The organism is Ensifer sp. PDNC004 (assembly GCF_016919405.1).
Taxonomy (GTDB): domain Bacteria; phylum Pseudomonadota; class Alphaproteobacteria; order Rhizobiales; family Rhizobiaceae; genus Ensifer.
In genome coordinates, this window is the sequence record NZ_CP070353.1 from 1332612 (window position 1) to 1352986 (window position 20375).

21 protein-coding genes are annotated in these 20375 nt (G+C 62.8%); 7 read left to right on the forward strand and 14 right to left on the reverse strand.

Annotated features, from left to right (window positions below; translation table 11 throughout):
* Positions 1-8 precede the first annotated feature (8 nt).
* The 3 genes from JVX98_RS14675 to JVX98_RS14685 form a co-directional block, all read right to left on the reverse strand.
* On the reverse strand, positions 9-1331 hold the full coding sequence (locus JVX98_RS14675; RefSeq protein ID WP_205239065.1) for an FAD-binding oxidoreductase: 1323 nt from the start codon (positions 1329-1331) through the stop codon (positions 9-11).
* Complete coding sequence (locus tag JVX98_RS14680) at positions 1328-2770, reverse strand: UbiA family prenyltransferase (RefSeq protein WP_192445981.1); 1443 nt, start codon at positions 2768-2770, stop codon at positions 1328-1330. The genes JVX98_RS14675 and JVX98_RS14680 overlap by 4 nt, the downstream gene beginning before the upstream one ends.
* A gap of 126 nt (positions 2771-2896) precedes the next feature.
* A complete protein-coding gene (locus JVX98_RS14685; RefSeq protein ID WP_205239066.1) occupies positions 2897-3817 on the reverse strand; it encodes an alpha/beta hydrolase in 921 nt (306 codons plus the stop codon).
* A gap of 212 nt (positions 3818-4029) precedes the next feature.
* Here JVX98_RS14685 and parE point away from each other — a divergent pair, with 212 nt between their 5' ends.
* A complete protein-coding gene (gene parE, locus JVX98_RS14690; RefSeq protein ID WP_043616536.1) occupies positions 4030-6090 on the forward strand; it encodes a DNA topoisomerase IV subunit B in 2061 nt (686 codons plus the stop codon).
* 89 nt (positions 6091-6179) lie between these two features.
* On the opposite strand, the gene JVX98_RS14695 is transcribed toward parE, so the two are convergent.
* Entirely contained in the window at positions 6180-6650 is a 471-nt protein-coding gene (locus JVX98_RS14695) for a GNAT family N-acetyltransferase (RefSeq protein ID WP_205239067.1), read from the reverse strand.
* Between the two features lie 218 nt (positions 6651-6868).
* On the opposite strand from JVX98_RS14695, the gene JVX98_RS14700 reads away from it, so the two are divergent.
* Entirely contained in the window at positions 6869-7282 is a 414-nt protein-coding gene (locus JVX98_RS14700) for a hypothetical protein (protein WP_205239068.1), read from the forward strand.
* 14 nt (positions 7283-7296) lie between these two features.
* Here the strand turns inward: JVX98_RS14700 and JVX98_RS14705 are convergent, their stop codons facing one another.
* Positions 7297-8316, reverse strand: coding sequence for an aldehyde reductase (locus JVX98_RS14705; RefSeq protein WP_205239069.1), 1020 nt, complete (start codon positions 8314-8316; stop codon positions 7297-7299).
* A 31-nt stretch (positions 8317-8347) separates the two neighbouring features.
* Positions 8348-9484: a DUF2336 domain-containing protein gene (locus tag JVX98_RS14710; protein WP_205239070.1), complete on the reverse strand. Its 1137-nt coding sequence runs from the start codon at positions 9482-9484 to the stop codon at positions 8348-8350.
* Positions 9485-9558: 74 nt separating this feature from the next.
* Here JVX98_RS14710 and JVX98_RS14715 point away from each other — a divergent pair, with 74 nt between their 5' ends.
* Positions 9559-10260 (forward strand): aldolase, encoded by a 702-nt coding sequence (locus tag JVX98_RS14715; RefSeq protein ID WP_205239071.1) that lies wholly within the window; start codon positions 9559-9561, stop codon positions 10258-10260.
* A gap of 22 nt (positions 10261-10282) precedes the next feature.
* On the opposite strand, the gene JVX98_RS14720 is transcribed toward JVX98_RS14715, so the two are convergent.
* Positions 10283-10885 (reverse strand): flavin reductase family protein, encoded by a 603-nt coding sequence (locus tag JVX98_RS14720; protein WP_192445974.1) that lies wholly within the window; start codon positions 10883-10885, stop codon positions 10283-10285.
* Positions 10885-11469 carry a nitroreductase gene (locus JVX98_RS14725; protein ID WP_034795936.1) on the reverse strand — a complete coding sequence of 195 codons (585 nt, stop codon included), beginning with the start codon at positions 11467-11469 and terminating at the stop codon, positions 10885-10887. Before JVX98_RS14725 ends, JVX98_RS14720 begins: the two co-directional genes overlap by 1 nt.
* 100 nt (positions 11470-11569) lie before the next feature.
* On the opposite strand from JVX98_RS14725, the gene JVX98_RS14730 reads away from it, so the two are divergent.
* On the forward strand, positions 11570-12583 hold the full coding sequence (locus JVX98_RS14730; protein WP_192445972.1) for a hypothetical protein: 1014 nt from the start codon (positions 11570-11572) through the stop codon (positions 12581-12583).
* A gap of 33 nt (positions 12584-12616) precedes the next feature.
* Here JVX98_RS14730 and JVX98_RS14735 read toward each other — a convergent pair whose 3' ends face one another.
* The 6 genes from JVX98_RS14735 to JVX98_RS14760 form a co-directional block, all read right to left on the reverse strand.
* Complete coding sequence (locus JVX98_RS14735) at positions 12617-13456, reverse strand: lysophospholipid acyltransferase family protein (RefSeq protein WP_043616513.1); 840 nt, start codon at positions 13454-13456, stop codon at positions 12617-12619.
* A 79-nt stretch (positions 13457-13535) separates the two neighbouring features.
* Positions 13536-15518 (reverse strand): threonine--tRNA ligase, encoded by a 1983-nt coding sequence (gene thrS, locus JVX98_RS14740; protein WP_205239072.1) that lies wholly within the window; start codon positions 15516-15518, stop codon positions 13536-13538.
* Between the two features lie 221 nt (positions 15519-15739).
* Positions 15740-16279, reverse strand: a complete 540-nt coding sequence (locus JVX98_RS14745) for a DUF1697 domain-containing protein (protein WP_205239455.1) — start codon at positions 16277-16279, stop codon at positions 15740-15742.
* Between the two features lie 10 nt (positions 16280-16289).
* Entirely contained in the window at positions 16290-16718 is a 429-nt protein-coding gene (locus tag JVX98_RS14750; protein WP_205239073.1) for a DUF2267 domain-containing protein, read from the reverse strand.
* Positions 16715-17089 (reverse strand): membrane protein insertion efficiency factor YidD, encoded by a 375-nt coding sequence (gene yidD, locus JVX98_RS14755; RefSeq protein WP_205239074.1) that lies wholly within the window; start codon positions 17087-17089, stop codon positions 16715-16717. The genes JVX98_RS14750 and yidD overlap by 4 nt, the downstream gene beginning before the upstream one ends.
* Before the next feature lies 1 nt (position 17090).
* Positions 17091-17537, reverse strand: coding sequence for an iron-sulfur cluster assembly scaffold protein (locus tag JVX98_RS14760; RefSeq protein ID WP_034795955.1), 447 nt, complete (start codon positions 17535-17537; stop codon positions 17091-17093).
* Between the two features lie 340 nt (positions 17538-17877).
* Here JVX98_RS14760 and folE point away from each other — a divergent pair, with 340 nt between their 5' ends.
* The 3 genes from folE to JVX98_RS14775 all read left to right on the forward strand — a co-directional run bounded on the left by folE (position 17878) and on the right by JVX98_RS14775 (position 20331).
* Positions 17878-18495: a GTP cyclohydrolase I FolE gene (folE, locus tag JVX98_RS14765; RefSeq protein ID WP_043616502.1), complete on the forward strand. Its 618-nt coding sequence runs from the start codon at positions 17878-17880 to the stop codon at positions 18493-18495.
* Between the two features lie 24 nt (positions 18496-18519).
* Positions 18520-18972 (forward strand): phosphoribosyl-AMP cyclohydrolase, encoded by a 453-nt coding sequence (hisI, locus tag JVX98_RS14770; protein WP_192445967.1) that lies wholly within the window; start codon positions 18520-18522, stop codon positions 18970-18972.
* Positions 18973-19371: 399 nt separating this feature from the next.
* Positions 19372-20331 carry a patatin-like phospholipase family protein gene (locus JVX98_RS14775; protein ID WP_205239075.1) on the forward strand — a complete coding sequence of 320 codons (960 nt, stop codon included), beginning with the start codon at positions 19372-19374 and terminating at the stop codon, positions 20329-20331.
* Positions 20332-20375 lie beyond the last annotated feature (44 nt).

The following is a 20375-nucleotide window of genomic DNA, read 5'->3' on the forward strand; positions in this document are numbered from 1 at the left end:
CTGCATTCTCATTCTGGCAAAGCCAGAGCGGTGCGCTTCCAGAAGTTCGAAACCAGCGCCGGATCGCGCGACGTTTCGAGCCTCCTCCAGAAAGGAAAAGACTTTTCAAAGACTTGCGGACTCATACGAGCATCCTTGTACGGATTGATCGCACCGCCTGCCTCGATCACGATGCGATCGAGCGCATCGAGCAGCTTTACTGTCCGTTCACCTTGATTGGCGAAGTCCAGCGTCAAAGTAAAACCGGGACGCGGGAAGGACAGGACGCCCCGGGAGCTGATATCGCCGAACCGCTTCAGGATCGTCAGAAACGACGCATGGCCGGCCTGACGGGCGGTTTCCATGAGCTTGGCCGTGATCTCGGGCGCGTTTTCTGCGGGATAGACGCTCTGATGCTGGTAAAGCCCGCGCGGACCGTAGAGCCGGTTCCAGGCGCCGATCGCATCCAGCGGATAGAAATAGGACGTCCAGGGAACGGTCGTCACAGTCTCGCCCGGCTTCACCTTGCGGAAATAATACTCGTTGAAGCCTTTGAGCGTTGCCCGGTTGAGCAGGTTGAACGGCGGCGAAAACGGCACCGACAGCTTCAACCCCTTGGGGATGTCGGGCAGTTCGCAGGAACCATCGGCATGATCGCCGGCAAGCAGCACCCCCCTGCCCATACGAGATCCCCTGGCGAGCTGGTCGATCCAGGCGACGGAGTATTCATGCTCGGCATCAACGCCGTCGACGAGGGCAAAGTACCGGTCCAGGTTTTCGAAGCGGATCGCGTGCTGCTGCACGTGCGGCGACGGCACCTTCATCAGCCGGATATCGACGGTCAGGATCAGTCCGGTCAGCCCCATGCCGCCGATGGTCGCGGCGAAGAGTTCCGGGTTTTCGACCGACGAGCAGGTCAGCCGTTCGCCGGTCGAGCGCAGCAGCGTAAAACGCGTCACGTGATTGCCGAAGGTGCCGCGTGCGTGATGGTTCTTGCCGTGTACGTCGTTGGCGACTGCGCCACCGACGGTCACAAAGGCCGTGCCGGGCGTCACCGGCAGGAAGAAGCGATGTTCGATCGCCCGTTCCAGCACCTGGCGCAACGTCACGCCGGCCTCGCAGGTCATCAAGCCGGTGCCGGGATCGAAGGCGAGTATTCGGCCGTGAAGGTTGCTTTCGATCAGCGTCCCGCGATCGTTGTGGCAGCTGTCGCCGTAGCTGCGTCCGTTGCCGAAAGGCAGATAGCCTTCTGACCCAAGGCTGCCGAGCCGGTCTTCATAGTCGTCAGGCGAAATTCCAGGCCGCACGCGATTGTCGATGCGGCCCCAGCTTTCATGGTCTTGCAGGGTCATTGCGGCCCGATGGCTCCAAATAGGATCAGCAGCGCGCCGATCAGCATGGTCAGTTGGCTGCGCCAGTCGCGCATGATGAAAACGACCGGATCCTCATGCAGCATGCCGCGGCGCGCAAGCATCCAGATGCGCAGCAACATGTAGAGCACCAACGGGCAGAGCGGCCACAACGCCCAGGGCGTGGTATACATCTCCTGCAGCTCCTTGCTGTGCACGTAGAGCGCCAGAACCAGGGCCGAGGTGAAGGCCGAGGCAACGCCGGCCTGACCGACCATCTCGAAATCAACGGCCAGATAGCCACGTCCCGGCACATTGCCGCCGTCCTTGTCCTCGAACTCGTGCAATTCGACGTAACGCTTCACCAGCGCGAGGCTGAGGAAGAAGAAGATCGCAAAGGAGACCAGCCAGAAGGAGAGTTCGGTGCCGGTCGCGGCCGCACCGGCGACGATGCGCGTGGTGTAGAGGCCGGCGAGCGTGAAGACGTCGACGAGCAGCTTGCGCTTCAGCACGAAGGTATAGGCCGTCGTCGCGCAGGCGTAGAAGGCGAGCACCCCGGCAAACTTCCAGGGCAACAGAAGGGTCAGCGCCACCGACGCGACGATGAGGCAGCCGGCAAGCACCAGCGCCGTCGGCACCGACATCTGGCCGCTCGCGAGCGGCCGGTAGCGCTTCTTTGCGTGGCGGCGATCGTTGGCAAGGTCCGAGAGATCGTTGATGACGTAGACGGCGGAAGCAAGGAAGCTGAAGGCGAAGAAGGCGATGATGACGCTGACAATCGCATCGAAGTGCAGCACCTCGTGGTTGAGGATCATCGGCACGCCGATGAGCACGTTCTTCGCCCATTGATGCACGCGGATCGACTTCAGAGGCGCAAGCGCGCTGACCTTGCCGGTATCGAGCCGCTCGGCATCATGGTTGCGACGCCATTTTTCCGCCGCCGCATCGGGCGAGACTACGATCGCGCGGCGCGCCACTTCGAAGACGGCGATATCGTCACGGCTGTTGCCCATGTAGTCGAAGGCGCCATCGCCGAACCGCTCGACCAGCGCCCGGCGCTTGTTGCTGCTCGTCAGGTTGAGCGCGTCGGTCGAATGCATGACCGAGGAGAACATGCCGACATGGGCGGCGATGTCGCTTGCCACGGACGGTGCCGCGCCGGTCACAAGCACGAGTTCGCGCCCGCTCTTCTTTTCCTCCGCGAGCCGGTCGATGACGGCCTGCCGATAGGGCCAGTCTTCCGCCCGGCGGCCGGATCTAAGCGCCACTTCGTGCTTCAGCCGTGCCTTGCCTTTTGCCAGCCAGAATAGCATCGGAAACAGCATCAGCGGATTGCGCAGCAGGATGATCGCTGCCCCTTCCCACAGGGTGTCGGCGGCCAGCAAGGTGCCGTCAAGATCCACACACAGCGGAATGTGCCGTGTCTCGGTGCGCGCGTCCATGAAGTCTATCCCAGCCATAGTTGCCGGTATCATCACGACTTCAACTTTCCAGAGTGGAAACGCGGGGCCCTGCTTCGCTCGCAAATTGGCGGGCTGGTTAACAAATCCGCAGCAGCCGGGCGACGCCTAACGGCTGCCGATCCAGTTCAGCGCATCGCGCCAGTCGGTCATGCGCACCGGCGTACCGTGCGAGCCGCTATCGAAAAGCACGAAGCGCGTCGGGTAACCCTTGGCCTTGAGCGCGCGATAGAGCGCCTTCTGGCCTTCGGCCGGATAGACGCTGTCGCGGCTGCCATGGCTGAAGAACATTGGCAGCTTCGCCTTGTAGGCAGCGCTTTTCGTGAAGTCCGGATCACTGACGCCGCCCATCACGATCATACCGGCGAGTGCTGCGACGGCGGAGGCGTCGCGCGAGACACCCCAGCAGATGAAACTTCCCATCGAGGCGCAGGCGAGCACCACCGGACGGCCGCCGGAGCGTTCGGACGCGTATAGCACCAGGCCGGCGATATCGGCGGCCCCTGCCGTATCGAAGGACCGGACGCTCGGGGCGTAATACACGCCGCCATTGGCAACGGCGAGGTTCTTCAGCCGATTGAAGTTTCCTCCGAAGGAAAAGTCATTGGCACCCAGCCGGCGGTCGCCGCCGCGCCCGTGGATGAAGATGACCGAAAACCCGGCGCCGCGATCGGGGCCGACACGGGTCACGTCCAGCCCGCGGCCGCCGATATCGAGCGTTTCGTTGACCTGCTCGCTCTTGACGCCAAGCGACACATAGGCGCGCTTCACCCGGCGCTCCGGGATTTCGTCGCGCTCGTTGATGTCCCGCAGTTCCTGGTAATCGACTGTCAGGTCGTCGCCGCCATCCTCCTGGCCGAGCACTTTGGCATAGGAGAACAGTTCGTCCTTGTAGGGCTTGAGCGTCTGAGCCTCTGCCGGCGAAGCGGCAATTGCCAGGGCCACGGCGAACAGGCAGGCGCGAAACGGAAAAACAACTGTGGACACGGCCAAATGACGGGCTCCCTCTTTGGCCGCAAGCCTTGCCATTGGCCGCACCGCAAAGCAACACTTGGCCAGAAACACGGCCGTTCGTGCGATAAATCACCGGCGGCCGGCGCCAGAAATTCTCCTTTTGTTCGCGTATCCTGTGGGAGTCTGGCAGAATTCAGGTGATTCGACCGCCGGGGGATGGCGGCAAAGCCTGGGGCTTGCTAAGGCCTCTGGCATTCCCGAACGACAGGAACGATCCGAACGGCCCCATGGACGACAACAGCGACCTCTTCTCAATGCCCGAGCAACCGAAGCCCGTTCAGCCGAGCGCCAAGCCGGCCGTGGCTGCAGCCCCCATCGCGCGCGAAGAACCGCGCCCTGCCCCGAAGGGCAGCGACGGCAGCGATTACGATGCGTCGGCGATCGAGGTGCTCGAGGGCCTTGAGCCCGTCCGCCGTCGTCCGGGCATGTATATCGGCGGCACCGACGAGAAGGCGCTGCACCATCTCTTTGCCGAAGTCATCGACAACTCGATGGACGAAGCGGTCGCCGGCCATGCGAACTTCATCGAGGTCCATCTCGACGCCGAGGGGTTCCTGACGGTCACCGACAACGGCCGCGGCATCCCGGTCGAAAACCATCCGAAATTCCCCGGCAAGTCGACGCTCGAAGTCGTCATGACGGTGCTCCATGCCGGCGGCAAGTTCGACGGCAAGGCCTATGAGACCTCGGGCGGTCTGCACGGCGTCGGCGTTTCCGTCGTCAACGCGCTTTCCGACGCGCTCGAAGTCGAGGTCGCCCGCAATCGCAAGCTCTACCGCCAGCGCTTCTCCCGCGGCATTCCGCAGGGCGGGCTCGAGGAACTCGGCGACGTGCACAATCGCCGCGGCACGCGCGTCCGCTTCCATCCGGACCCGGACATTTTCGGACCGCACGCGCATTTCGAGCCCGGCCGGCTTTTCCGCATGGCTCGCTCGAAAGCCTACCTCTTCGGTGGCGTCGAGATCCGCTGGTCGTGCGATCCGTCATTGCTGCAGGAAGGCTCGGAGATCCCGGACAAGGCGGTCTTCCACTTCCCCGGCGGCCTGAAGGATTACCTGGCGGCGACGCTCGGCAAGGAATTCACCGTCACCCGCGAGATCTTCGCCGGCAAGTCGGAAAAAGCCAACGGTCACGGCTCGCTCGAATGGGCGGTCACCTGGTATGGCGGCGACCAGCAGGTTCATTCCTACTGCAACACCATTCCGACGCCTGAAGGCGGTACGCACGAGGCAGGGTTCCGCATCGCGCTGACCAAAGGCCTGAAGAACTACGCGGAGCTGAAGCAGAACAAGCGCGCGGCGCTCATCACCACCGATGACGTGATGATCTCGGCCGCCGGCATGCTGTCGGTGTTCATCCGCGAACCGGAGTTCGTCGGCCAGACCAAGGACAAGCTCGCCACCGTCGAGGCGCAACGCATCGTCGAAAATGCGCTGCGCGATCCCTTCGACCACTACCTGACCGACAATCCGGCCGAGGCCGACAAACTGCTCGACTGGGTGGTCGAACGCGCCGAGGAGCGCGTGCGCCGGCGCAAGGAAAAGGAAGTCAACCGCAAGACCGCGGTGCGCAAGCTGCGCCTGCCCGGCAAACTTGCCGACTGCTCGCAGAACACCGCCGAAGGCGCCGAACTCTTCATCGTCGAAGGGGACTCGGCAGGCGGTTCGGCGAAGCAGGCGCGCAACCGCGCCAACCAGGCAATCCTGCCCTTGCGCGGCAAGATCCTGAACGTCGCAAGCGCCGGTCGCGAAAAACTCGGCGCCAACCAGCAGATCGCCGACCTCATCCAGGCGCTTGGTTGCGGCACCCGCAGCAAGTACCGCGAAGAGGACCTGCGCTATGAGCGCATCGTCGTCATGACCGACGCCGACGTCGACGGCGCGCATATCGCCTCGCTGCTGATCACCTTCTTCTATCAGGAGATGCCCGAGCTGATCCGCGGCGGTCACCTCTATCTCGCCGTGCCGCCGCTCTATCGCATCAGCCAGGGCGCAAGGACGCTCTATGCCCGCGACGACGCACACCGCGAAGAACTGATGCGCACCGAGTTTGCCGGTCGCGGCAAGGTCGAGATCGGCCGCTTCAAGGGCCTCGGCGAGATGCTGCCGGCGCAGCTCAAGGAAACGACGATGGATCCGAAGTTCCGCACGCTGCTGAAAGTCGAGATCGACGATGTCGATTTCGAGGGCACGCGCGAGGCGGTCGACAACCTGATGGGCACGAAGGCGGATGCGCGCTTCCGCTTCATCCAGGAACGCGCCGTCTTTGCGGACAACCTGGACATCTGAGCCGGCCTTTCGGATTACAACAGTCCAAATCAAAACGGCGGCCCCAACGGCCGCCGTTTTCGTTTACCGGGCTTGATGGCAGCCTGACCTCATGCCGCCGCGCGAACGGATTTTTCCATGAAGAGGCTGAGCGGATCCGGCTGATATTCACCGAACGGCGGGCGTTCGATATAGCCGGCCGCCTTGTAAAGACCGATCGCTTCCGGCTGATAGATGCCGGTTTCAAGACGGATTGCCGATAACCCAACTTGCGCTGCGCGCGCCTCCAGCGCCTGCAGCAGCAATTTGCCGACCCTTAGCCCCCTCGCCTCGGGATCGACGAACATGCGCTTGATCTCCGCCGTCCCATCACCGGCATCCACCAGGGCGCAGCAGCCGACGATATCGCCGTCACGCCTTGCAACGAAGAACGATACCTCCGGCTTTTCCAGGCTCGACAGATCGACCATGTGATTGCTCTCGGCGGGATAGAGCGAGGCGGCGTAGGCGTCGGAGAGTTCCAGGAGACGCAGGACGTCAGCTTGGCGCGGCGTCTCCTGGGCTATGATTACGGCAGGCAATCGGTTCTTCCTTTTCATCCAATGGTCTTGCACCAAACTACCGCCGGCACACACCCGGACCAATAGGTCAAATGGCGCAGGTCCGCATGCCGCTCCATCAATCCGCCTAACAGGTTGAAACAATTTGTTCCGCGCTGCCGGCAACATCGCCCTATTTCGAGGAGAATCATGCAGGCATAGGTTGATCCATCACAACCTGCAAAGACGATGGGAACGCGATGCAAGCGGCGCTGATAGTCATGACCATTCTCGGCTGCGACCACGACGTCAGCCAATGCCAGTATATCTCGACGGTCAACGGCAGCTGGCCATCGATCGCGCAGTGCGACACGGATTCGAACGCGCAACTGCCGAAGTTTTCCAATGCGAATTACCCGGTTGTCGTCGCGGTTTGCGAGAGCTCGGCGCCCAGCGTCGCCGAAATGCCCGCGCCGCCGCCGGGCGCCCAGCAGAACCAGGCGCTGCCCGTTCCGGCGACGGAGGCAGAACCCGAGCAAGGATTGCCGAAACGCACGCTGGCTTTCCTGTCAGGCGCGATCCCCGATCGGGAAAAGCTGAAAAACATCGTGACGAAACCAGTGCGCTATGTCGAAGATGGCTATTCCTGGGTCGCGCGCCGCTTTACCGACTGACGCGCCTGCATGCCTCAGATGAGGCCAGCCGAGATCAAGCTGTTTGCCGAGGCGACGACCGCGTCCTCCGCCGAGCGTGGCTGCCACCCGAGCACGCGTGGCGCTTTTTCGTTGGAAATGCGTGGGTCATGCTCGAGTTCGCGCACGATGAGACGCAAGCCCGCATCGAAGGGTGCGGCAAGTCCCGCCAGCCAATTGGGCAGGACGAACCTCGGAAGCCTGCCCGCGTGTTCAGGGAACCGGCGCCGGAGGATGGCCGTGATGTCCGCAAGGGAAAGCGCCTCTCCCGCGATCAGGAAGCGCTCGCCCGCTGCCGCGGCGACGGTCAAGGCCCGCACATGCGCATCCGCCACGTCGCGCACATCGACAACAGGCACGGCGAACTTCGGCAAGGCTGGGTAATTCCCCTTGAGCAGGTTGCGCACCACGGCGACGGATGTGCCGATATCGTGGCCAAGAGCCGGCCCGAGCACCATGCCGGGATTGACGACCGCAAGCTCCAGGCCACTTTCTGCCGCATAGTCCCAGGCTGCGCGCTCGGCAAAGGTCTTGGAGCGGTAATAGGGCGTCGCAAGCGGAGACTGCGGGTCGCTCCAGTTCTCCTCCGTAAACGGCGCTTGCCCTGCCCCGTAGATGACCGCGGCGACCGACGACGTGAGCACCACGCGTTTGACACCGGCCGCATGGGCAGCCCTGAGCACCCGCAGCGTGCCGTCACGGGCCGGCCCGATCAGATCATCTTCATTGATGGGCAAGCGAGCCGGAAATGGCGAGGCGGTGTGGACGACGTAGGAAACATCGGCAAAGGCCTCGGCCCAGCCCCGCTCCTCCAGGAGATCCGCCTCTCCAAACGTCAGGCGCGCCGCATCGGTTCCTCCGGCCGCGCGAATGGATTGCTCGACCTCCTCGGCACGCCCGAGCGTGCGGACCGTGCCGTGCACCGGATAGCCCTCGCGCAGCAAGGCGAGCGCGACGTGCCGTCCGACGAAGCCGCCAATTCCGGTCACGGCAACGGTCGCGGTCCTCGCGTTCATATGTGCATACCTCGCTGGAAACGGGTGACGCTCAGGCGGCCTGGCGTGCGGCAAGCTCCGCGTAGTGGCGGGCCGACTGGCGCTCCTCGGCAAATGCCAGGCGCTCGAGCAGATCGATCATCGCGGCGTCGGCCGGCGACGTGGTGCCACCGCGTCGAAGGCGCGCGAGCAGTTCTGCCGAGACCGTCGCATGGCCGTCGACTGCCGCCGGCCCGTCCTGACGCCACAGGAGGACGGCTGTTGCAAAAGTTTCGCTGACGTCGCGTCCAAGTCCGGCGCTTTCGAACAAGGCACGGATCGAGTGGATGCGTCCGCCGGACAGAATGGAGCGCACGCGTTTTTCGCTAACGCCCGAGAGGTCGACGATGACTGCCGAGAAAAACTCTGCGCGGCCGGTCACCAGCGCATGCAGTAGAAAAGCCGGTGTCAGTCGGCCGGTCTCGCGCAGGTGCGTGACGAGGTCCGGCAGTTCCTCGACGGCTGTCGCTCCAACCATGCCGACGGCGGCGATATCGCAGGCCTCACGGGTGACCCGCTGCACGCGGGCTTCGCCAATCGTCACCTGCACGAGGCCGAAAGCGGCAAGTGCTGCGCCGACTTCTTCGACAAGCGCGTGGCGGGCGGCACTCGGCAGGTCGTTGCGCGCAAGAAGCAGATCACGAACGGAAGCCGAGTGGCCAAGGCGCTCGGCAATGCGCTTCAGCGAACGGCGCGACAGAAGAGCACCGGGGTTTTCCAGCAGAATCAGCATTTCGTCTTCGTCGCCGATTTCGGCGATCGCAGCGGCGACCCCGCGCGAAACGAAACTGCGCGCCGCGATCAGCGCGCGGGTCTCCAGCGTTCCGCGCGCGGCGAGGTCAACCAAGTCGTCGTCGGTCAGGACAGGAGAATGCGAAACGACGAGATAGGCAATTTCAGGCTGATCGCCAGCGAGGCCAAGAATGATGGCGCGCGGCACCGAGGAACAACTGCAAAGGGCTTCGGCCAAGGCAAGGCGAACTTTCGGCGACGGATCGTCCAACAGGAAGGTCATCGCCATTTCGGCGGCGCGACGATCGAGGCCATTCAACTGCGCATCAACATAGGCGCGGCCGAGCGCGCTTGCGGCGCGAATGCGCTCGCCCGTTCTCGCCGTTTCCACCCAGCGAAGAAATGCTTGTATGATCACCTACGCCCCACTAGACCACGCCAATGCCACCGATGTTCTGAGCCTAGCGAGCAAAGGTTTAAGATTGGTTCACCATGTCTGTTAACCGCCTCCAAACCATAAGGCCGCTGCTGCTAGCCGAGGGCGACGCGCTCAGCCTGGACATGAGCGTCCTCAACACATTGGCCGGGCTCATCCTGGATGCCGGCTCCGGACACGAAACACGTATCGCCGCCCTCTCCCAGTTGGAGGGACGCGCGTTCGCGCTGCTCGCCCGCGTCGAACCGATCGAACTGCTCCATGAAGACGAACTAAACCGACTGCTTGGCGACGGTATCGAGGACGTCGTGCTTACCGGATGCCGCGGCCGCGCGGACATACAGAAGCTCGACGTGATGCTGCGGGTTGCCGAAGCAAGGATTGGCCTTCCAGCCAACCGCACCCGTATTTACGCCGAATACGGCGCAGCACCCGAAGGCCTGCTGTCGTCGCACACGCTGGCGGGGTGCTCGCAGCGACTGGAAGGATTGATCTTCAACGGCTCGGCGCTGGCAAAGGCAGTCGGCTGCAAGGAGCCGGCGAGTGCCGCGCATCAGGGCGTGGCCGCGCCCGTGCTCGCGGGTCGCGCCAATGTGGTGCTAAGGGCCCATGAGGCCGGCATCCGCGCCTATGAGGCGCTGCCGCCCACCGCCGATGCTGCAGCCACACGCTGGGCGCTTTCACAAAGCAGGAACGACGGATTCGCTTCGGTCGTCTGCCGTTCGCCCGAGCAGGCAGTCATCGCCGGCGTCGGATGATGCCGAGCCTGCGCTGCAATGGTCAGCGCGTCGGGCGGGTCATCTGGAAGACGTCGCCGCCGTCGCAGTAATCCATGTAGCCGAGGCGGGCGAGCGGCTTGACCGTCGACATGTCGAAACGGCCTTCGCGGATCGCATCCTCGCGAATGTGGATGCCGACGACCTGGCCGATCACGACGTAGTTGTCGGACAATGCGCCATCCAGATCCTTCGGCTGGAACATCTCGGTCATCCGGCATTCGAGCGCGGCATAGGCTTCGCCGACGAAAGGCGCGCCAACCAGCGCACCATCGACCGGCGTCAGTCCGGCAATCTCGAATTCGCTCTCGCCATGCGGCGCCGGGATCGAGGTCTTGTTGACGGCGTCCGCCAGATCACGACTGGCGAAGCTCGCCGTGAACTCGCCGGTCGCCTCGATATTGCGAACAGAATCCTTGTAGCCGCTGGATGAAAACATCACGAGCTTTGGCCGGTCGCTGATAGCGTTGAAGAAGGAATAGGGCGCGAGGTTCAGCGCGCCCTCGGCCGACCGCGTGCCAATCCAACCGATCGGCCGCGGCGAAACGATCGCCTTGAAGGGATCATGCGGCAGACCGTGACTGTTCGAGGTCGTATCGTAAAACATCAGGCTTCCTCGCCCACCCAGGTAACGATCTCGGCGAGTTCGGGCCGCGGCCGCTCCGTCGGCGGCACCATGGCGGTGCCGATGTGGATGAAGCCGGCAATTTTCTCGCCCGGCTTCACGCCCAACAGCGGATAGGCGCGCTCGTCGAAGGCATACCACTCGGTCAGCCAGTTGGAGGCGTAACCGAGTGCGTTGGCGGCCATCAGCAGGTTGAGGCAGACGGCACCGGCAGACATGACCTGCTCCCATTCCGGAATCTTGAAATGCGGCGCGGCGGTGCTGACGACGGCGACGACCACAGGCGCGCGCGACAGGCGGGTTTCCTCGACCTTGATCATCTCTTCCGACAGGTCCGGCTTCAGCTCGAGCGCCATCGCCTTCAGCTTGGCGCTGATGCGCACCCTCTCCTCGCCGCGATAGACGATGAAGCGCCAGGGCGCGAGCTTGCCGTGGTCCGGCACGCGCGAAGCGAGCTTCAGCATTTCCTCGACCTCGGCCTTGCCGGGGCCCGGGCCTCCCATCTGGAAAGCGGGGATGGAGCGACGGGACGTCAGGTAGTCGACGAGCTTAATTTCGGTTTTCATGTCAGATGAATTCCACTAATTTGCCGCCCCACAGGCAGCCACGAAAATGCCATACCGGCGTCCCAAGTGGAGTCACTCAGTCAGGAAGTCAACTGTTCTCATGCGTGCACTCTCTCGTATTTTCCTTCAGACCGGTCTTGCGATCCTTGTCGCCGGCACCGCTACGGGAAATGTGTTCGCAGAGGATGCGACCCAGGCGTTTGAAAGTTTCCCCTCGATCGCCGGCCCGCGCAAGATGCCGAAGCTGACGGGCTTCAGCCCGATGACATCGGATCCGCTGGCGGACGGCACGCTGAAGGATATCAAGCTCGAGGCGCTGCTGACCGAAAAAGGCGGCCCCGTCGAAGCTGGCCTGACCTGGCGTGTGTTCAGCCCGATCCCCGGAAGCGACGGCAAGCTGCCGCTTCTCGCAACATCGGAAGGTGGCTCGACGGCGTTCAACCTGGTGCCGGGCGAATACTTCGTCAATGTCTCCTTTGGACGCGCCTCGGCCACGCGCAAGGTCCGCGTGCCGGAGCAAGGCGCGCTCGACAAGCAGGTGCTGGTGCTCGATGCCGGAGGCATGAAGCTCAATGCCGTCTCCGGCAGCGACGTGCGCATCCCACCGGCCGAACTCAGCTTCGACATCTTTTCCGCCGACACCAAGAGTGACGGCGAACGGGCGCTCATCGTCGAGGACGTCAAGCCGAACACGGTGGTCCGGCTGGGTGCCGGGACCTATCACGTAACGTCCAGCTATGGCGGCACGACCAACGCCTCGACTGCGGCAGACATCCAGGTCGAAGCCGGCAAGCTGACCGAAGCAACGATGCAGCACCGCGCCGCGAAACTCACGCTCAAGCTGGTTTCCGAGCCTGGCGGCGAAGCGATCGCCAATACGGCCTGGACGATCCTCACCTCCGCCGGCGACACGGTGAGCGAAGCCAACGGCGCCTTCCCGACGCAGGTTTTGCTCGAAGGCAGCTATTCCGCCGTCGCGCGCTACAAGGACAAGATCTACGAGCGCGACTTCACGGTGAAGGCCGGCGTCAACATGGACGTGGAAGTGCTGCTCAGCAGCGGCGGCAACAATGCGAATACCAATACGAGCGTCGTGTCGGAAGCCCAGGACTAAACCTTAACGCTGCGGAAAGCAGCTGACCTAGCGTCAGCTTGCCCGCCGCATGAACCGCCGACGCGGCGGCGCCATGGAAAAGACCGCCTCATAGATGCGCGCCAAAAGGTCCTTGCGATCGCCACAGGCACCGAGATCCTCGGGCGTGAGCACGCCGCCGATGCGCGCCGCGATCGTCGTTCCGGACAGACGCCGGAACTCGCGGATCAACAGCGACAGCCTCAGCGTCAGCGAAATCTTGCTCGCCAGATGGAAGAACGGGCCATTCTGACCTTCGAAGTAGATCGGGATCACGCTCGCCCGCGCGGCCTGGATGAGTTTTGCCGGAAAGATCTTCCACGGCAGGTCCTCGGCACGGCCAAAACCCTTCGGCGCGGTCGCCACGCCGCCGGCCGGGAAGATGACGATGGTCACGCCTTCCTTGAGCAGTCGCAGCGCTTCGTGGCGTGTCGCCATGTTGACGGCCAGTGCCTCCTTCGTCTCTTCGAACGATACCGGCAGCGAGTAAGGCGCCATTTCCGGCACCTTCAGCAGTTCGTTGTTGATGAGGACGCGGAAGGGACGGCCGAGCTGTTCGGCAAGCGCCAGCACGGCGATACCGTCGCCGATGCCGAAAGGATGGTTGGCGATGATGACGATCGGCGTATCGGGCAGGTTCCGCGGCGGCCACTCGCCCTTCGTCTGCAGCGTCACGTCGATCAGCTGCAGCATCTCTCCGAAGACGCGCTCGCTCTTGCCGACGATGTCGGACCGCCAGCGCGTATAAAGCTTGGCATAGCGGTTGCGGCCCGACAGGCCTTCCATGGAGCGAATGAACCAGCGCTTCAAGCGCCGGTCGTTTTCATTGGCGTAAGACAGCTCTTTGAACTGCACGGAAATCTCCGATGGATACGATCTTATCCGGATATTCCGCTAATATGACAGTTTGCTGACAAAGCAAGTGCTCGGGGTATCAACCCCGAGCTTTCTTTTCTGCCTTGCGCTTGAGATCCGGCGCCATGGCTTCGAGCGAAAGCGATGCGATCGCTTCGTCGAGCGACATCGCGGTCTGGGCCTGCGAGCCCAGACGGCGGATGTTGACCGAGCGCTCCTCGGCTTCGCGCTTGCCGCAGACCACGATGACCGGAACCTTCGTGACCGAGTGTTCGCGGACCTTGTAGTTGATCTTCTCGTTGCGGAAGTCGGTCTCGACAGTGAGGCCTGCGTCGCGCAGCAGTTCGGCAACCTCACGACCGTAGTCGTCGGCTTCCGAGGTGATCGTCGCGACGACGACCTGCAGCGGCGAAACCCACAGCGGCATGTGGCCGGCGAAGTTCTCGATCAGGATGCCGAGGAAGCGTTCCATCGAGCCGCAGATGGCGCGGTGGATCATCACCGGCTGGCGCTTCTCCGATTCCTTGTCGATATAGAACGCGCCGAAACGCTCCGGCAGGTTGAAGTCGACCTGGGTCGTGCCGCACTGCCATTCGCGGCCGATCGCGTCCTTCAGCGTGTACTCGAACTTCGGACCGTAGAAAGCGCCCTCACCCGGCAGGATGCCGGTTTTGATGCGGCCTTCCGACTGCGCCTCGATGGTCTTCAACACGTCCGTCATCACGCTTTCGGCGCGATCCCAGAGTTCGTCGGAGCCGACACGCTTGTCCGGACGGGTGGAGAGCTTGACCACGACTTCCTTGAAGCCGAAGTCCTCGTACACCGACAGGATCAGGTCGTTGATGCGCAGGCATTCTTCGGCCATCTGCTCGTCGGTGCAGAAGACATGCGCGTCGTCCTGGGTGAAGCCGCGTACGCGCATCAGTCCGTGCAGGGCGCCCGAGGGCTCGTAGCGATGAACGTTGCCGAATTCGGCGAGACGAACCGGCAGTTCGCGATAGGACTTCAGGCCATGCTTGAAGATCTGGATATGGCCCGGGCAGTTCATAGGCTTCAGCGCAAAGATGCGCTCGTCGTCGGTCTCGTCACCGGCAACCGTCACCTTGAACATGTTGTCGCGGTACCAGCCCCAGTGACCCGAGGTTTCCCAAAGCGACTTGTCGAGCACCTGCGGCGCGTTGACTTCCTGGTAGGTGTTGGCGAGCCGCCGGCGCATATAGGCAACCAGCGTCTGGAACATGCGCCAGCCCTTGCCGTGCCAGAAGACGACGCCCGGGCCCTCCTCCTGGAAATGGAACAGGTCCATTTCGCGGCCGAGGCGACGGTGGTCGCGCTTTTCGGCTTCGGCAAGCACGTGCAGGTACTGGTCGAGCTCTTCCTGGGTGTGCCAGGCCGTGCCGTAAATGCGGGTCAGCATCGCGTTGTTGCTGTCACCGCGCCAATAGGCGCCGGCCACCTTCATCAGCTTGAAGGCGGTGCCGATCTGGCCGGTCGAGGCCAGATGCGGGCCGCGGCAGAGATCGAACCAGTCACCCTGGTAATAGATCTTAAGGTCCTGCCCCTCGGGGATCGCATCGACGAGCTCGACCTTGTAGGCCTCGCCCTTCTCGGCAAAGACCTGGCGGGCCTTTTCGCGCGACCAGACTTCCTTGGTGAAGGGCCTGTTGCGCGCAATGATCTCCTTCATCCGCTTTTCAATGAGCGGCAGGTCGTCGGGCGTGAAGGGCTCGTTCTTGGCGAAGTCGTAGTAGAAGCCGTTGTCGATGACCGGGCCGATGGTCACCTGCGTTCCCGGCCAGAGCTCCTGCACCGCCTCCGCCATCACGTGCGCGGCATCGTGGCGGATGAGTTCGAGCGAGCGCTTGTCGTCGCGAACGACGATTTCCAGCCGACCATCAGTCACGGGATCCGACAGGTCGCGCAGCTCGCCGTCGAGCGCGATCGCGACGGCTTTCTTGGCCAGCGACTTCGAAATCGCCTCGGCGACGTCGCGGCCGGTCGTTCCCGCGGGGTATTCGCGGACCGAGCCATCAGGAAAAGTTAGGGAAACAGGATTCGACATAATGATCTCCTATCCAGTCCCGCCAACGAATGCGGGTGGTATAGTTGGCCGGCGGTGCCGGTGAATTGACGATACAGCGTCGCATCCGTCAGACGCGCAGAGATCGCTGTAGTGCTTTGGATTGCTGCGTGTTTCCCCAGATCGCAGAACGACCCGTGGAAATCCGCCGTAGCCTGATAAAGGGTTTTCGAAAGTGAGTAAAGGCGAGGCTGTAGCGGGCGTTAGCTGCGCAGCATCTCGGAAAGCCCCTTCACCGTGTTCCAGTTGCGGAACGTCCCGATGCCCAGTCGCTTCGTGGTCATCGCGCCGAGCAGCTTCGATTCGCTCGCCTTGCCGGGGAAATGCACCCAGAGATCGCCGTCGACGATCGCCAGTCGCTCGCCGGCGGTGCAGTAGCGCCGAAGTCCTTCGAGCGCCGTTTCCGTTAGGGGATCCCGCATCACCCGAACATGGACCTGCGTCGCGTCCGCCTCGCTCTCCTGACGGAAGGGATTGGACGCGGCAAGCGTCTGCCAATCGGCGCCCGACCGGACGAGAATGTCGACATGCCGGCCAAACGTCTCGACAAAGGCCGTCTCAAGCGGCATTTCGAGGTCCCGAGTGGACGTTTGTCCGGTCTGAAACACCAGATTGCCCGTTGCGACCAAGGTCCGCGGCGCTTGATAGCCGAGCGTTTCCGCCATCTTCTTGAGGTCAGCCATGACGACCCGACGGCCGGGCCCGAGAACGATACTATAAAGCAAGGCGACGTAGCTGTTCATCATTCCCCTGTCAGGCGCGCCAGAAATCCGCAGCGCCCGCCGGCAGACGGGCAAGCACCCGGTCGAGTTTCGCCTCGTCGATGTTGCGACGCAAGGCGCCAGCGACATCGACAATGGCGCTGTCCGGGGAAATATTGTGATCCGGGCGCAGCGCCTGCACCTCCCGGGTCATGGCGATGCGGCCCGAAAACGGGAGTCTCGGCTCTTCAAGATCCCACTCGGCGACGAAGATCGCGCGGATGACAGGCGGCAGGATGTCGGCAAACAGGATGGCGTCTTCGATGTCGAGCCGCCGCCGAAACGTCTGCAGCACCGCCTGCACCATCGTATAGGCCTGGTTCGTCGTCTGCAGCCCGGCCAAGTCGCGGGCATCGAGAATGAAGCGCTCGAAGTCCGCGGAGGCCTGACGGTACTCCATCGGCATGGGCATGGCGGTCATCCAATCTTCGGCCGTGTCCGCCAGAAGCGCCACGGCGCGTACCATACGAGGCGCGGTTCAAGCCGCTCCGGCACAGGATCGAAACCATGCGTTCCGCCCGGCCCGCAGCGCGCCACGCGAAACAGCGTCATCCAGCCTCCGGCCCAGAAGCCATGGCGGGCAATCGCCTCGTAACCGTATTCCGAACAGGTCGGCAGGTGCCGGCACGAATTGCCGATGAAGCTCGAAAGGGTCAACTGATAGGCGCGGATCAGCGCCATGCCAGCGAGCCGCCCGGGGGTCTTGCGAAACGGCCCCGACCAGTTTCGGCCACGGGCAGCTGGCGCTGCCTTCTCCTGTGCACCGTGCCGGCAATTCGGTTCGCCGCACATTTCAGACGGCCGCGAGCAGTCGCCTGGCCTCGATCTGCTCAATAGCATCGACGACGGCATCGAAGGTCAGCATGGTCGACGCATGGCGCGCCTTGTAGTCCTTCACCGGACGCAAGAAGCGCATATCCTCGAAGCGGCCCGAAGGCCCCTCGCCGTCCGCCTTCAACATGGCCAGCATGTCTTCGCGCGCCTGGCGGATCTCCTCGGCACCGGCGCCGACGACATGGCGCGCCATGATCGAAGAGGACGCCTGGCCGAGCGCACAGGCTTTCACGTCATGGGCAAAATCGGTGACGACGTCACCATCCATCTTCAGCCAGATATGCACCTTGGAACCGCACAGCTTGGAATGCGCCGTCGCGTCCGCATCGGCATCGCCGAGCGTCCCAATACGGGGAATATTGCCGGCAAATTCGAGAATTCGGCTGTTGTAGATGTCATCCATCATTTGACGCGATCCGACTGATTTTTCGCGGTTTTGAGTGATCGACGCATGATTTTCTCCGGTAGACGGGAAAAAAGCACGACGCGACACGCTCCGCCTCTTTCATCTCTGTGGCACCATACTATATGCTATGTCGTGTTGGGGCGACAGTTCCGCAAGAGGAACAATGTCGCCTGTTGTTTGGGAAACCGTGCCGGAAGGTCCAGTGCACTGCTAAGCCAGGACCGGAAAGCCCCGGAGCCCGCCAACGGAACCCAAGCCTGCAGGGTTAGGCGAATGGCCAGTGGCGAGTTGTCCGAAAGATAAAACGTCAAGCAATCCCGTATTGCTCAAAGAGGCCATTATGGATGCCATAGTGAAGAATTTTCCTGTGCTCGACGATGCGAGCGGCCGTCCGACCCAGAAGGAAGCGGAGGACGCTGTACGTGTTCTTTTGCGCTGGGCCGGCGAAGACCCGCAGCGCGAAGGACTTTTGGATACGCCTGCGCGCGTCGCCAAGTCCTACCGCGAGCTTTTCAGCGGTTATGAACTTGCTGCCGAAGACGTGCTCGGCCGCACCTTCGAGGAAGTCGCCGGCTACGACGACATGGTGCTCGTCAAGGACATCCCGTTCTATTCGCATTGCGAACACCACATGGTGCCGATCATCGGCAAGGCGCATGTCGCCTACCTGCCGAACGGGCGCGTGCTCGGCCTGTCGAAGATCGCCCGCGTGGTCGATATCTACGGCCGACGCCTGCAGACGCAGGAATCGATGACCGCGCAGATCGCCAAGGCGATCGACGAGTCGCTCGCCCCGCGCGGCGTTGCCGTGATGATCGAAGCCGAGCATATGTGCATGGCGATGCGCGGCGTGCAGAAGCAAGGCTCGACAACGCTGACGACCACATTTACGGGTACGTTCCAGACGGAGCCGGCCGAGCAGGTGCGGTTCATGACGATGATCAGGGGCTTCAAGTAAGGCTCCGACAGACGGAGCCTTTCCATGACGCTCACCTTCGACGCTCCCTCCTCCAACAAGGCCGAACTGGAAACGGGTCCGGCCTTCACCCCGCGTTTCGATGAAAAGGGGCTGATCACCGCTGTCGTCACCGACGCCAGGGATGGAGAGCTGCTGATGGTCGCCCACATGAATGCCGAGGCTCTCGCGCTGACGATCGAGACCGGGGTGGCGCACTACTACAGCCGCTCGCGCAAAAGCCTCTGGAAGAAGGGCGAAAGCTCCGGAAACCTGCAGACGGTCAAGGAAATCCGCACCGATTGCGACCAGGATGCGATCTGGCTGAAGGTTTCCGTCGCCGGCCACGACGCGACCTGCCACACCGGGCGCCGTTCCTGCTTCTACCGAACCGTCGGCATCGAAGACGGCAAGGCCGCGGTCAAAATCACCGACGACCACAGGCATTTCGACCCCGCAGAGATCTACGATAAAAATTAAGCATCGCGCATCTTTTTGGCGCGGCTACATGCTATATTTATCTTTTGGAAACCAACCGGGCGCCTAATCCTTAAGCAAGGATGCGGCGCAATCGGAACGATCCCGTTCCAAACTGTATTGCAAACTGTATCCAATGTTTATCGGTCGCGCCGCATTCGTCGGTGGGATCGGTGATATACCTTAAGAATGGTGCCAGTCTTTCAGCGATGAAGCAGGACAAGGCCGGCACCGGCGCCGGCTTGGCGGAGCCTCCCCAGGACGCGCGCACGAAATTGCGTCTCTCCAGGATCAATCCCGACCCCTGGGAAGTTTAGTCAGTGATGAAATGCCACAGCGACCTTCGCGCATTCTCATCGACGTGTCGCGCTGCGGAGTATTCGGCGGTGTTGGAGGTGCCGGATGTTGAATTGGACGTTTACGCGTAGCAACCAGATTACGGATCTGTCCGGACCGGACGGAACATCGATTTCGACGGCGCCGCCTGAACCGGCGCCACCTCCGCAAAAACCGAAGATCGCAATCGCGCTTGGCGGCGGTGCCGCGCGCGGCTGGGCCCATATCGGCGTGCTGCGCGCCCTCGACGAAGAAGGCATCGAAGTCGGCATGATTGCCGGCACCTCGATCGGCGCGCTCGTCGGCGGTTGCTACCTTGCCGGCAAGCTCGACGAACTCGAAACCTTCGCCCGTTCCCTCACCGTGCGCCGCATCGCCGGGCTGCTCGATTTCGCCATCGGCGGCGGCGGTCTTTTCGGCGGCCTGCGGCTGACCAAGCGCATGCAGGAACATCTCGAAGGTCTCAGCATCGAGAGCCTCGACAGGCCATTCATTGCGGTTGCGACAGAGGTTCACAGTGGCCACGAGGTGTGGCTCGAAAAAGGATCGCTGATTACCGCGATCCGTGCGTCGTATGCCCTGCCCGGCATTTTCGAACCGATAAAGGCGAACGGACGCACGCTGATCGATGGCGCGCTCGTCAATCCGGTTCCGGTTTCGGTGTGCCGCGCCCACGAACAGCAGCTCGTCGTCGCGGTGAACCTCAACTACGATCTCTATGGCCGCTCGGCCGTAGTCAAACACAGCGCCGGCGCCGAATCCCTGGATGCGCCCGCCAAGGAAGCGCCGCACCAGTCGCGCCTCGGCATGACCAGCGTCATGGTCCAGGCCTTCAACATCATTCAGGACCGGATTTCCCGCGCCCGGCTTGCCGGCGACCCGCCAGATCTGGCGCTGCACCCGAAACTCAACGACATCGGTCTTTCGGAGTTCCATCGCGCGGGCGAAGCCATCGATCGCGGCTACCACGAGGCAAAGGCCAGGCTGGTTGAAATTCGCCGCATGCAGGAAGTGCTCGTTCGCTGACGGCTCGTTTGCGGCGTGAAAGGCCCGAGACGGGCGGTGCACCT

Bases quoted from the DNA above. Each gene is read 5' to 3' on its own strand.
- JVX98_RS14745 (WP_205239455.1), bottom strand. From the start codon at position 16,279: ATGAACAGCTACGTCGCCTTGCTTTATAGTATCGTTCTCGGGCCCGGC.
- JVX98_RS14675 (WP_205239065.1), bottom strand. From the start codon at position 1,331: ATGACCCTGCAAGACCATGAAAGCTGGGGCCGCATCGACAATCGCGTG.
- hisI (WP_192445967.1), top strand. From the start codon at position 18,520: ATGACGCTCACCTTCGACGCTCCCTCCTCCAACAAGGCCGAACTGGAA.
- thrS (WP_205239072.1), bottom strand. From the start codon at position 15,518: ATGTCGAATCCTGTTTCCCTAACTTTTCCTGATGGCTCGGTCCGCGAA.
- JVX98_RS14685 (WP_205239066.1), bottom strand. From the start codon at position 3,817: ATGGCAAGGCTTGCGGCCAAAGAGGGAGCCCGTCATTTGGCCGTGTCC.
- JVX98_RS14730 (WP_192445972.1), top strand. From the start codon at position 11,570: ATGCGTGCACTCTCTCGTATTTTCCTTCAGACCGGTCTTGCGATCCTT.
- parE (WP_043616536.1), top strand. From the start codon at position 4,030: ATGGACGACAACAGCGACCTCTTCTCAATGCCCGAGCAACCGAAGCCC.
- JVX98_RS14680 (WP_192445981.1), bottom strand. From the start codon at position 2,770: ATGGACGCGCGCACCGAGACACGGCACATTCCGCTGTGTGTGGATCTT.
- JVX98_RS14775 (WP_205239075.1), top strand. From the start codon at position 19,372: ATGTTGAATTGGACGTTTACGCGTAGCAACCAGATTACGGATCTGTCC.
- JVX98_RS14750 (WP_205239073.1), bottom strand. From the start codon at position 16,718: ATGACCGCCATGCCCATGCCGATGGAGTACCGTCAGGCCTCCGCGGAC.
- JVX98_RS14705 (WP_205239069.1), bottom strand. From the start codon at position 8,316: ATGAACGCGAGGACCGCGACCGTTGCCGTGACCGGAATTGGCGGCTTC.
- yidD (WP_205239074.1), bottom strand. From the start codon at position 17,089: ATGTGCGGCGAACCGAATTGCCGGCACGGTGCACAGGAGAAGGCAGCG.
- JVX98_RS14715 (WP_205239071.1), top strand. From the start codon at position 9,559: ATGTCTGTTAACCGCCTCCAAACCATAAGGCCGCTGCTGCTAGCCGAG.
- JVX98_RS14700 (WP_205239068.1), top strand. From the start codon at position 6,869: ATGCAAGCGGCGCTGATAGTCATGACCATTCTCGGCTGCGACCACGAC.
- JVX98_RS14760 (WP_034795955.1), bottom strand. From the start codon at position 17,537: ATGATGGATGACATCTACAACAGCCGAATTCTCGAATTTGCCGGCAAT.
- folE (WP_043616502.1), top strand. From the start codon at position 17,878: ATGGATGCCATAGTGAAGAATTTTCCTGTGCTCGACGATGCGAGCGGC.
- JVX98_RS14720 (WP_192445974.1), bottom strand. From the start codon at position 10,885: ATGTTTTACGATACGACCTCGAACAGTCACGGTCTGCCGCATGATCCC.
- JVX98_RS14725 (WP_034795936.1), bottom strand. From the start codon at position 11,469: ATGAAAACCGAAATTAAGCTCGTCGACTACCTGACGTCCCGTCGCTCC.